Annotated in this window: 8 protein-coding genes and 1 pseudogene; all 9 read right to left on the bottom strand. The window is 40.2% G+C overall.

Features of this window, described 5'->3' with window-relative positions:
- Positions 1–96: 96 nt before the first annotated feature.
- Positions 97–1,026 carry a prenyltransferase gene (locus ACZSMY_RS22660; RefSeq protein ID WP_212928587.1) on the bottom strand — a complete coding sequence of 310 codons (930 nt, stop codon included), beginning with the start codon at positions 1,024–1,026 and terminating at the stop codon, positions 97–99.
- Positions 1,027–1,140: 114 nt separating this feature from the next.
- Positions 1,141–1,758, bottom strand: coding sequence for a DUF6944 family repetitive protein (locus tag ACZSMY_RS22665; RefSeq protein WP_256705710.1), 618 nt, complete (start codon positions 1,756–1,758; stop codon positions 1,141–1,143).
- Between the two features lie 284 nt (positions 1,759–2,042).
- Positions 2,043–2,294 (bottom strand): hypothetical protein, encoded by a 252-nt coding sequence (locus tag ACZSMY_RS22670; RefSeq protein WP_256705709.1) that lies wholly within the window; start codon positions 2,292–2,294, stop codon positions 2,043–2,045.
- 381 nt (positions 2,295–2,675) lie between these two features.
- On the bottom strand, positions 2,676–4,346 hold the full coding sequence (gene ilvD, locus ACZSMY_RS22675; protein ID WP_256706275.1) for a dihydroxy-acid dehydratase: 1,671 nt from the start codon (positions 4,344–4,346) through the stop codon (positions 2,676–2,678).
- A 380-nt stretch (positions 4,347–4,726) separates the two neighbouring features.
- On the bottom strand, positions 4,727–5,038 hold the full coding sequence (locus ACZSMY_RS22680) for a hypothetical protein (RefSeq protein WP_042531967.1): 312 nt from the start codon (positions 5,036–5,038) through the stop codon (positions 4,727–4,729).
- Between the two features lie 272 nt (positions 5,039–5,310).
- Positions 5,311–6,648, bottom strand: coding sequence for a CitMHS family transporter (locus ACZSMY_RS22685; protein WP_465148365.1), 1,338 nt, complete (start codon positions 6,646–6,648; stop codon positions 5,311–5,313).
- Between the two features lie 159 nt (positions 6,649–6,807).
- Positions 6,808–7,536 carry a response regulator gene (locus tag ACZSMY_RS22690; protein ID WP_256705708.1) on the bottom strand — a complete coding sequence of 243 codons (729 nt, stop codon included), beginning with the start codon at positions 7,534–7,536 and terminating at the stop codon, positions 6,808–6,810.
- Complete coding sequence (locus tag ACZSMY_RS22695; protein WP_256705707.1) at positions 7,505–9,184, bottom strand: ATP-binding protein; 1,680 nt, start codon at positions 9,182–9,184, stop codon at positions 7,505–7,507. Before ACZSMY_RS22695 ends, ACZSMY_RS22690 begins: the two co-directional genes overlap by 32 nt.
- Before the next feature lie 463 nt (positions 9,185–9,647).
- A pseudogene (locus ACZSMY_RS22700) lies at positions 9,648–10,318 on the bottom strand (ABC transporter permease); the annotation flags it as partial.

Raw genomic sequence — 10,318 nt, forward strand, 5'->3', positions numbered from 1 at the left:
TACTCTTGTTTTAAAAACTTTTCCGTAAAAAAATCGCATCTTAAAAGCTGAATTTTTTGTCCAGCTCTTAACATGCGACTAAATATAATCCTTCTTTTAAACAAAGCTCCCCAGCCATATCGCGGTTACAAAAGCAAGAATAAGCAGCTTTTTCTCATCATTTGTTACTTTTTCTACGTCGTCAATATCCATTTTTATCACGAGATAAATTGCATAAGTCAGTAGAATGCCAGCTCCTATTGCTCCAGCCGGCCGTGTAAAAGCTGTCCAAATAAGCAGCAAACCAATCAAGATAAAATAAAGCATGGCAGGCAGTTTAGCACCGCTTGCTCCAAACTTATTCTCTGCCCACACCACAGAGGTTTGCTTCAGGGGCACTGCTTTTCTATCCGCATGCCGGTCTGGAATATGATGAACCATTACCCACGCCATACACCAGATTGCATTGATTATTGCATTTTGCCATGTCCAGGCAGGAACTTGTCCGAGTAAAATCCAAGGAGCAGCGATTCCCAGCATCAGCATAGTTGGGAATAAACTGAGCCATTCTCCTGCAAATGGATAGTAGGCTAACTGAAATGGTTTTAGTGAGTAAGATACTGCTCCCCAGATACCGACCAAGGTTAATACAGCAAATTCCGTAAGGCCGAGAAAAGCAAACAGGATAGCCATCAGCAATAAGAATATCGTCATCCAAATACCTAATTGCTTGAGCATTCCTACAGACATTGTGCCTGTCTGCAGCACTCTGCTGCCTCCGGAAAGTACACCGGGGCTGTATTGATCTGTGCCTGATTGATAATCTGCAATATCATTCAAGGTGTGAGTCAGCATGCCATGAATAAATACAGCGCCGATTAGTAATACGGAAGCAACGGTCATCACAGCGCCGGCCGACAAATCCGTATAAAATAAAAGCGGCAATACCGTTGATAAAATAGCTGCTATACTGGAAAAAACAACAGCAACAAGACGTAATAACATAACAATACTTTTTCGGGTGATAGCTGGTTGTGCTGGAATCATTATCATCATCCTTTTATAAGAAATCCGTTGATATTCATTTCCTTTTCTCTTAGCATACTAAACTTTTCTATCTTTTATACTAGTTCACTGCTAATAAAACAGCAACGTATCTTCTCAGGTTTCCATCCTTAACGGAAATTCAAATTTACTGCGCTGGATGTGCATACCCGAAAATGACTTTTCATAATCAATATATGATGTTTTGCTTTGTACAAGAGCTTGGATAAAGGCGCCAATGGTTTGTATCCAGCTGCCAACAAAATCAATATGTTCTCCCCGCTCCCCTTTTAGTTCAATCATGCCTGACAAACCCTGTAACGCATTTCCGATCGATTGAAGCAGTGCTCCATAGATTTCATATAGCGTATCCATAGTTATCTCAGTGGTATCCAATAAATCAGGAAGAGCCATGCTGCTTCCGACAGCTTGAAATAAATTACCTTTGATGGTTACTTTTCTCTTTGTTTCTTCAGTAAATGAAATGACTATCCCGCTAATCACAACGGAGTTTCCAATCGCTTGAACTTGGTTTCCGAATTTGTTTAAAGTGAGCTTTTTTTCACTGTCGGCTGCTAAAGCACTGCCTGTAGCCTGCATGACATTTCCTGCTAAATCCAAATTCGTTTGCAGCGTTTCATTCAGTTTAGAGGAAGGCGTACTGGCTATAGCAGAAAGAAGGGTGCCTATGGCAGCCTCCCACGAACCGAATAACGCTTTCAGATTATTATCCATATTAAACGTCCTGCCTTGGGATTATTTAATAATCTATTCTAATGAACATAATTGGCAACGACAAATAGCAGCTATTTAAGCGGCGCTCCTATCCCCCTTATTTAGGTCCCCGGCTAAATAATTGTCAGCTGTTTAAATCGTAGTCACAAAGCTTCCGAATCATTCACTTGTGCAGTCATCAATAATAAAAAAGAGATGCTGCCGCTTTCTATACACTGTTCCCTGATTAAACATGGCTCTCCTGAAAATTTATTACTCATCCAACTTCTTTAACCGTTCATTTTTCATTCCGTTTTGTTCTGAAATGCATCTAATTTCCTTTCTATTGCAGCCAGTCTTTCCTCCAGCTGCTGGTCCTTCTCATTTTGCTCTTCCGATTCCTGTAAAAATTCATCGATTGCCAAGCTGGCAGCATAGGTGCTGATAGCATCACCCAATGTAGCTAACAGACCGCCAATCAAAGCTAATTTTAAGCTATAAGAAACTTGTATATCTTGATCTGAATGGTTAGAATGATTATCCTTTTTTTCATCCATTTCCCCTCAACCTCTCGCTTCAAATCATCTTCCGTTATTTATCGCAGTGTAACTGGCTGGGACTGGGACTGCGGTTACTCGCCCCACCGAAAACCATTGCGATTACTTGCCTCATCGAAGGGCTTTTGTAAGGCTTCCACTTTAAGAATAGAAGGAACTGGAAAATTCTAAGTGGGAGACCCAACAGCCAGTAACGGCCCGATTCATTCAGCTAACAACTCTTTATGATGGGGCGGGTAATCGCAACCCCAATCAGTGGGGATGAAAAGAAAACCCCCACTGATTGAAGTTTCACTTTATATTATTCAAACTAGACGTTTATCGTTAACATCCTATCAAGAAAAAACGTCACAGCGATTAAACTGTGACGCAGATTTTCAATTATATTTCCATCACTCCGCCAGTGTTCGCAGAAGTGACAAGTTTAGAATAGCGGCCAAGCCACCCTTTTTTCACTTTTGGCTCAAAGCCTTTCCAATTTGCTTTGCGTTTTTCAAATTCTTCATCCGAAACAAGTAAATTCATTTCACGGTTTTCGAGATCTAATTCAATTATATCTCCATCCTCTACAAAGGCAATTGGACCGCCTTCTGCAGCTTCTGGTGAGATATGGCCGATAGAAATCCCTCTGGATGCGCCGGAGAAACGTCCGTCAGTAATTAAACCAACCTTCGCACCAAGCCCCCGTCCTACAATCTGTGAGGTCGGTGCAAGCATTTCCGGCATTCCCGGACCGCCTTTAGGGCCTTCATAACGTATTACCACAACATGCCCTTCTTCTACTTTGCCGGATTCAATTCCTTCTAATGCTTCTTCCTGTGAATCAAAGCAGACAGCCGGCCCTTTGAAATACCCGCCTACCTCTGGGTCAATAGCGCCTACTTTGACGATAGAGCCATTTGGAGCCAGATTCCCAAACAATACGGCCAGTCCACCTCGTTCGGAATGCGGGTTATCTAATGTATGAATAACATCTGTGTCCAGAATTTCCGAATCCTGAACGTTTTCCCGGATTGTTTTCGCAGATACACTTAAATTGTCTCCATGAAATGCCCCTGGCTTTTTCAATAATTCATTAATAATTGCACTGATTCCACCCGCTCTGTCAACATCTTCAATATGATAATTTGATGCCGGAGCAACCTTAGCCAAATGCGGCACACGATTTGCGATTTCATTAATACGTTCCAGCGGATAATCTACTTCTGCCTCATGGGCCAAAGCCAATGTGTGCAATACTGTATTCGTCGATCCGCCCATTGCCATATCTAATGCAAAGGCATTATCGATTGCTTCCTTCGTTACGATATCGCGCGGTTTGATATCTTTCTTGATTAATTCCATTAATTGTTTTGCAGAACGTTTTACAAACTCTTTACGTTCTTCTGCAACAGCAAGAATTGTCCCGTTTCCTGGAAGCGCAAGTCCAATTCCTTCTGCCAGACAGTTCATTGAATTCGCTGTAAACATTCCCGAACAAGAGCCGCATGTCGGACATGCATTTTGCTCTAACTCTAGTAATCTTGCTTCATCAATTTTTCCAGCTTGATAGGCTCCTACTCCTTCAAAAACAGAAGTCAGGGAAAGCGGATTACCAGCACTGTCTGTACCAGCCTTCATCGGACCGCCGCTGACAAAAATAGATGGGATATTTACACGAAGAGACCCCATCAGCATCCCCGGTGTAATTTTGTCACAGTTGGGAATACACACCATTCCGTCAAACCAGTGCGCATTTGCCACCGTTTCCACAGAATCGGCAATCAGCTCCCGGCTCGGCAGGGAATATCTCATTCCAATATGCCCCATCGCAATGCCATCATCTACCCCAATCGTATTCATTTCAAATGGTATCCCGCCAGCTTCCCGAATTGCTTCTTTTACAATTTTTCCGAATTCTTGTAAGTGAATATGTCCTGGAACAATGTCTATATAAGAGTTGACCACCAGAATAAATGGTTTTCCTAAGTCTCTTGTTTTTACTCCTGCAGCATGTAGCAGGCTTCGATGCGGTGCACGATCCACACCTTTTTTTATCATATCGCTGCGCAATTCCGCCAATTTCCTTACCTTCTTTCTAAGATTTTTACTAAAAGATTAGAGAATAGCTCTCTTCCCTTGCTTATTCTGGAATGCCTCAGACACATCACTTATCTGAAATAATTTTCAACAAATTAAGTTTTCTAACTATTTCAAGCTACTGCTTCTAAAAATGATTGTATCGAAAATAAACATTCTAATTTTTCTTATTTTACTACTTCTGGATAGAAATTTATATACTAAATGACAAATTAAATGAAAATATTAAAAGATTTTGGCAGATTATGTAACAAAATAGCGAAATCTTTACTTTTTATCGCAGTGTAACTGACTGGGACTGCGGTAAAGTAAATATATTCTTTAAAACCTGAATATTCTATCCGGATCAAAATTCAAACAAAATTCTTTATCGTATATTCTATTTCATCTATCCATTTCCGTCTGCCGAAAACAACAAATTGATACCTCTCCCCATTCCTTAAGGTGACTGTTAAGCCATTTGGGATAGGAATAAATAAAAGCTTATTTGCGGTTGCTTCTACCTGCTCAATCTCGTCTAAACCGATTGAGATGACACCGGATTGAATATTTACAGCATGCGGACGATGCGTTAATTCTGTTTCCGATAGAAATAACGTTCCTCCAGCTGCTTCGTACCCTTTCCAAAGGTTCGCCTTTCCTTTTTTGATTATATGTTCTGACATGCTAAACCTCCCATTTTGATTCCTCCATTTATAAAATGCAGGAATTGTATATAACTAAACAATTCCTGCATTCTGAGTAAACTAAACCCTTTCGATTCCCTTTCTTTATCGCTTAAAAAATTTATTAATCAGATAAAATTTTTCGTCTTCTGTTTCGTAATCAACGTCATTCGGTTTCACCTAATAATAAGAGGCACAAACTTCCCCATATAAAAGAGACAATCTCTGGTAAGCGATTGTCTCTTTTATATATAGTGTCAAATAGTGCCTTCCTAAATAACACCCATGAATACTGCAATAATTACTAAAACAATACTTACCCCCCACAACCAAGGAAGAGAATATTTGATATGGCGTCCCATTTCCAAACCTGACAAACCAAGCGCCAGCCAAACTGCAGGAGCAAGCGGACTAACAAAGGTCCCTACGATGTTTCCAATAATCATCGCGTATGCAGTAGATACGGATTCTACGCCAAAGCCTGATGCAATCTGTTCCACAACTGGAAGTATTCCGAAATAATATGCATCTGTACTTGTGAGCAAGTCAAGAGGTACTCCTAGGAAGCCGATAATCAGATGTAAATATGGCCCGACGGCTTCCGGCATGATGGACACACCATCTTCCGCTATAGCATCCATCATTCCTGTCCCTGTTAAAATCCCCAAAAATGTTCCAGCAGCTAAAATAATCGTTGCCATCGTTAAAGCACTTGAGGCATGTGCTTTAATTCTCTCCGTTTGATCATTCATTTTTGGATAATTGATTGGTAATGCAAAACCAAGTCCAATCATAAACGCAAGTCCAGCCGGGATAATCCCAGTTACTAACAGTGCAATAACACCTAATGTAATAATCGTATTTATCCAAAGCAATTTGGGACGCGCGTTCGGATTTTTATTGGGGGAACTTTTCTCCCCGTCAGCGCTGTCAATATCTATATTTTCTGCAATATTCTCCAGTGCTGCAGCAGCCTCCATTTTCCCAAAGCGCCGTTCAATTCTCTTTTTTTCCCTAAATCCAAGAAATATAGCTATACCAATCATTAATACCATTCCAATGATTTGTACTGGTATAAGAGGATACCATAATTCCGTAATATTCATACCTAAAACAGAAGCAGAACGCCCTAAAGGCCCTCCCCACGGAACCATGTTCATGATGGCTGCACTTCCTGCAATCAAAAGAAGCAGCAAATATGGATTCATGTTCAAACGTTTATATAGCGGAAGCAGTGCGGGAATCGTAATGAGAAATGTCGACGCTCCAGAACCATCCAACTGTGCAACAGCTGCAATAAATACAGTAGCTACACTAACGGCAATAACATTCCCGCGGGAAATCGCAACCATTTTATTAATTAATGGATCAAATAATCCAGCATCCGACATCACCCCGAAGAAAAGAATTGCAAAAATGAACATAACAGCAACGTCGATTACAGTAGCAATTCCTTCATTAAAAAATTCTCCAATTTCTCCTAAACCAAAACCTGCAATAAATGCACCTAAAATAGGTATTAATACCATCGCAATAATCGGCTGAACCTTACCTCGAATCAATAAAATAACAATTGCCAGTATTGTTAAAAATCCTATTAAGCTTAACATCCCTATCTCCCCTTATTTCATACTATTGATTATCCCTCGTAATTACTAGCTAGTTACGCCCTTTTTTGAAAGCGTTAACAAATTTTTCGATTAATAAATAAAATAGCATGAAAAAAAAGAAGGCGGAACCTTCTTCTCATAAGTTGTTTATTTGTTATATTATTCATTTTGTTCATAAGTTTCACGAAGTATATATTCTCGTTCTGGTCTGCCGACAGTACCGTATTTTAATGTTGTTTGGACCTCTTTCGCAGATACCAGGTATTCCAAATAACGGCGTGCCGTAGACCTGCTCGTTCCAATTTTACTGCTCAGTTCCACGGCAGTAATCCCATTCCCTTGATCTGCTTCCAAAAGTTGTTTAATATCATTCAACGTAATCGGATCAATTCCTTTAGGCAAAGTCGTATTAATGCTGTTCAAATTAGATGGATAGCTGGCGTCTGCAGCACCTGTAAAAGCGTCAATTTCCATTTGTCCTAACGTCTCTTTAGCAGAAAAAAATTTCCGATATTGCTTATACCGCTCCAAGGACTGCGCAAAACGCTCCGCATCGACAGGTTTTACAATATAATCAAAAGCACCTCCCCTTAGTGCTTCTTCAATGGTTACTGTCTCATTAGCAGCAGTAACAGGAATCAAATCAATTTCATGATAGAGATGACGTATTTGCCAAAGCAGATTCAATCCTTTTACATCAGGAATGTATATATCAAGCAGAATCAGCTGTGGAAGATACGTACACTTTTTAAGAAAAGCAAGCGCCTCTTCTCCTGTTTTCACTACTTCCTGGACCATATATCCTTCTATCCTCTCTACATATCTCCGGTTGATTTCAGCAATTCGAAAATCGTCTTCAATAATAAGAACCTGTATGCTGTCCTTCATCCGAGTCGCCCCCATTTTTAGGTATAATCATTACAAAACAGGCACCGCCCATTTCTCCTTCTTCCAGCATGATTTGACCGCCTTGCTTTTGGACGGCATGCTGTGTCAACGCTAATCCTATTCCACGATTTTTCTCTCCTTTTGTGGAATACCCCTGTTCAAAGATATGGGCAGCTGCCTCCTCTGATATACCCTGACCAGAATCATCCACCTCTACCACAATATCGTCCCCAATATCTGTGAAAAAAAGATTAATCTGCCGCTCCTTCTCCTGATTACCTTTTACGGCTTCCAGCGCATTTTCAAGCATATTTCCAATTCCAGTAATTAATGTCTCCTGTTTATCCCCGCCGTAAACATGATTGAGTTGACTGTCCGGGTGGATGGAAATAGTCACCCCAAGCTCATTCGCCTGATTGATTTTCCCTTGTAAAAGTCCCTGAACTACCGGATTGGCTGCATGCTTCGTTAAGATTTGCGATTGCTTCTCTTGAATATTTCTTTTCTTTTTAATAAAATCGATGGCTTCTTCTCGCTCCCCTAATTGAAGCAAGCCGAGAATGGTATATAAACTATTGGAAAATTCATGTGTTTGAGCACGCTGGGCATTTGCATACTGTTTAATTTGCTGAAGCTCCTGCGTCACATGCTCTATTTCCGTTTTTTTCCGGAAAGTAGAAACCGCCCCAGCTATTTCCCCTTCCATATAGACAGGTACTTGATTTACTAAAACAATGGATTCACCAAATATCATTTCTTTGTCGTACTGGCTCTTCCCGCTTTTCAATACTTCAAATAAACCCGTATTGGGAATGAATTGATCAATTGATTTCCCAGAAACATGCCCAAACTGCTGATCCTCACGAAACAGGATTTGTTTTGCTGCTTTGTTTATCATCGTTATCATTCCATTATGATCAACCGCTATCATTCCTTCATGCGTGGATTGCAATATTGCTTCCTTTTGCAAAAGTAAATAAGAAATATCTTTTGGCTCCATATTGAATAATAGCTTTTTGATATGATGGGCAATAAAAATGGCACCTGCAATACCTAATACAACAATTCCTATCATGGTAAGCCACAGGGACTTGCTCTGATTCGCTATAATGCTTTGGACATCCTCATTTAGAAAGCCTACGGATACTACGCCGATGATATTCCCTGTCTCATCTCTTACTGGCACTTTTCCGCGAATAGACAATCCAAGTGATCCCTCGCTCTGAGATACATAAGCTTCTCCTTCTTGTAAAGCACGAGCATTATCTCCGCCAATCATTTTTTCCCCGATTCTTCCTGGGTCTGGATGGGAATAGCGGATTCCTTCCTTATTTCCCACAACAATAAATTCAGCAGCCGTTTCTTCCTGAATCGGAGCAACAATTTCCTGAATGACTGAAGCAGGATGATTTAACTCGAAGGCCGAACTGATTTCTGGTATATTAGCGACACTTTGAGCTACGCTTAGCGCACGTTTCCCAACCTGGTCTTCAATGGTGTTAGAAATAAACGAGTGGAGAAACCAAGTAAGAAGAATAAAAATACCCAAAATCAACAGGCTAATCAGAATAATCATTTTGCTTTTTAAACTCAATGTTGCTTTAGGTTCCAAATTTCTCTTATTATTTGGCTTATGAAAATGAAACATATTGTTGATCTCCTCGTTATGTAAAGCTTGCAGGAAAGATTGTGTATAGGCAGCTTTAACCAAATCTCCCTGTCTCAAGCTTTTCTAATTATCTCTGCCATTCTATTATAAGGGGAAAGAGATAAGTATGTCACTTTTTCGATAAACATACTAGCCTTGTATAATCCCCATTGCATTTATCTGATCATTGATTGTAAGTCCTTATCTCTAACTTCTTCCACAGAGTGTCCTTGACTATTTTTTCAAGGCGGCAGATGTCCTTTTCCTATGGTTTTCTCTTTCTTGACAGTACACATCATTTCGAATGCATATTGATTTCCTTTTTCACATTCTATTATTTTGCAAATAAAAAAAGTAACCCCTTACGGCAATCGAGTTAAAGAGGTTACTTTCCATTAAATTATCATTATATACCGGATTTAAACGTTGTATGAATTTTCTGCAGACATGATTTTTCTATCTATTATCCTTCTATATCACGTCGCTTATACCCCCATGCACCAATAAATATCAATAATACACCTATTCCAGAGAGAATCAATAGAGAGGCATAAGACAGTTCCTCACTGGGGTAAACTGGAACATGTTCATAGACCGATAGATTTCTTACCCAATCCGGAAGCTCTAAAATATCTCCTAAATAGATGACGATAAACCCGTAAACGAGGAAGAGCCACACAAGTGAAGTTGCTCTGGGAAGCCAGCCGATTAATAAAACAGCCAAGCCTAACACAAGCAGAACCGCTGGAATATACACAACGGAAGCTCCCATGACATCTCCAAGAGGCATCATGTCCTCACTGATAACCGTTCCCACACTCCATAATGCAAACGCCTGTAATATCGGCAGCAGAATCGCAATTAGAATAGCCGGAACAAGATAAGCCCTCAGCAGCTGCATCCGTGACACTGCCCTGCTGAATACAAGTTCTGTCCGATTGGATTTTTCTTCTCCGCGCAGCCTCAAAAAACTGATAATTACCGGCGCCGTAATAAATAATGTCATGATAGCCATCAATAAAACAATAAATTGCTCCATGACATTTCCTTCGCCTGTTAAAAAGGCTTGCATCGCTTCATTCTCTAAAAAGAAGGCTTCTAAATCTCCTAATATAAGCGCAAAAACAATATGAA

The organism is Oceanobacillus sp. B139/18 (assembly GCF_055524595.1).

Bases quoted from the DNA above. Each gene is read 5' to 3' on its own strand.
- ACZSMY_RS22660 (WP_212928587.1), bottom strand. From the start codon at position 1,026: ATGATTCCAGCACAACCAGCTATCACCCGAAAAAGTATTGTTATGTTA.
- ACZSMY_RS22665 (WP_256705710.1), bottom strand. From the start codon at position 1,758: ATGGATAATAATCTGAAAGCGTTATTCGGTTCGTGGGAGGCTGCCATA.
- ACZSMY_RS22670 (WP_256705709.1), bottom strand. From the start codon at position 2,294: ATGGATGAAAAAAAGGATAATCATTCTAACCATTCAGATCAAGATATA.
- ACZSMY_RS22680 (WP_042531967.1), bottom strand. From the start codon at position 5,038: ATGTCAGAACATATAATCAAAAAAGGAAAGGCGAACCTTTGGAAAGGG.
- ACZSMY_RS22685 (WP_465148365.1), bottom strand. From the start codon at position 6,648: ATGTTAAGCTTAATAGGATTTTTAACAATACTGGCAATTGTTATTTTA.
- ACZSMY_RS22690 (WP_256705708.1), bottom strand. From the start codon at position 7,536: ATGAAGGACAGCATACAGGTTCTTATTATTGAAGACGATTTTCGAATT.
- ACZSMY_RS22695 (WP_256705707.1), bottom strand. From the start codon at position 9,184: ATGTTTCATTTTCATAAGCCAAATAATAAGAGAAATTTGGAACCTAAA.